2 protein-coding genes are annotated in these 1216 nt (G+C 70.6%); one reads left to right on the forward strand and one right to left on the reverse strand.

The genetic code is table 11. From position 1 onward, the window contains the following. The coding region (locus tag ACFVHV_RS43810) for an electron transfer flavoprotein subunit alpha/FixB family protein (RefSeq protein ID WP_380359495.1) at nt 1-357 on the forward strand (357 nt) is incomplete at its 5' end. Nucleotides 358-487: 130 nt separating this feature from the next. Here the strand turns inward: ACFVHV_RS43810 and ACFVHV_RS43815 are convergent. Next, nucleotides 488-940 carry a hypothetical protein gene (locus ACFVHV_RS43815; protein ID WP_359915655.1) on the reverse strand — a complete coding sequence of 151 codons (453 nt, stop codon included), beginning with the start codon at nt 938-940 and terminating at the stop codon, nt 488-490. Between the last annotated feature and the right edge of the window lie 276 nt (nt 941-1216).

The following is a 1216-nucleotide window of genomic DNA, read 5'->3' on the forward strand; positions in this document are numbered from 1 at the left end:
GTGGTCTCCGGCGGCCGCGGCGTCGGTGCCGCCGAGGGCTTCGGCGTGGTCGAGGAGCTCGCGGACGCGCTGGGCGCGGCCGTCGGCGCCTCGCGTGCCGCCGTGGACGCCGGCTGGTACCCGCACAGCAGCCAGGTCGGCCAGACCGGCAAGCAGGTCTCCCCGCAGCTGTACGTGGCCAACGGCATCTCCGGCGCGATCCAGCACCGGGCCGGCATGCAGACCTCGAAGACCATCGTGGCCGTCAACAAGGACTCCGAGGCCCCGATCTTCGAGCTCGCCGACTACGGCGTGGTCGGCGACCTCTTCGAGGTGCTGCCGCAGCTCACCGCCGAGGTGAAGGCCCGCAAGGCCTGATCCCCGGACGACAGCGGGGGCCGGGGCCCCGCGTGCCACTCGGTGCCACGCCCTCCGTCGTTCTCCGTCGTTCTCCGGCAGCGCCCCGGGCGCGCCGTCCGCCCCGCCCGCCGCACGGTCCCCCGGCGGATCACTCCGCGACGAAGGCCGCGAGGTGCTGGGTGGCGAGGTGCTGGGTGAAGCCGCCCTGGGCGGGCGGCAGCGGGCGCGGCTCGGTGTCCTGCACCGGTGGTGGCGGCTCCATCGGCAGCAGCCGCAGTTCCGGCTGGTCGGAGTCGGGGGAGGGGAGCAGCCGCACCCGGGTGCCGACCGGCACGGTGCTGCGCATCCCGTCCACGATGCACCAGACGTCGAAGCCCTCCGCCATGCGGATCAGGGACTTCTGACGGACCAGCGGCGTCCGGGCCTGTTCGACCGCGCAGCGCCGCACCACGCCGGTGCCCTCGCTGGGCTCCAGCCTGAGGTCGGTGGATCCGCAGGTGGGGCAGAGCAGCCGCTGGAAGGTCGGGTTGTTGCACCACGTGCAGCGCTGGAAGTACAGCGTCGTGCTGCGGGTGTCGGCATCGATGGCTGAGTGGATCACGCTGTCATCTCCCTGCGCTCGGACCGGCTCGTTCGGCAGAAGTTCGGCAGAAGTTCGGCACGAAAAGGATAGGGAACTCAGTACCGCGAAGGGAAGGCACTGAGTTCCCTTTTTGCCGCGCGCATGCATAATGAAGGGTACTGAGTACCGTCGTGAAACAGGAGTGGCGATCATGAGCCAGGACTTCGATCTCTTCCGGATCTCCGAGGAGCACGGGATGCTCCGTGAGGCGGTGCGTTCGCTGGCCGAGGCGAAGATCGCTCCGTTCGCGGCGGA

It is taken from the genome of Kitasatospora sp. NPDC127116 (assembly GCF_042677365.1).
Classification (GTDB): Bacteria; Actinomycetota; Actinomycetes; order Streptomycetales; family Streptomycetaceae; genus Kitasatospora; species Kitasatospora lactacystinica.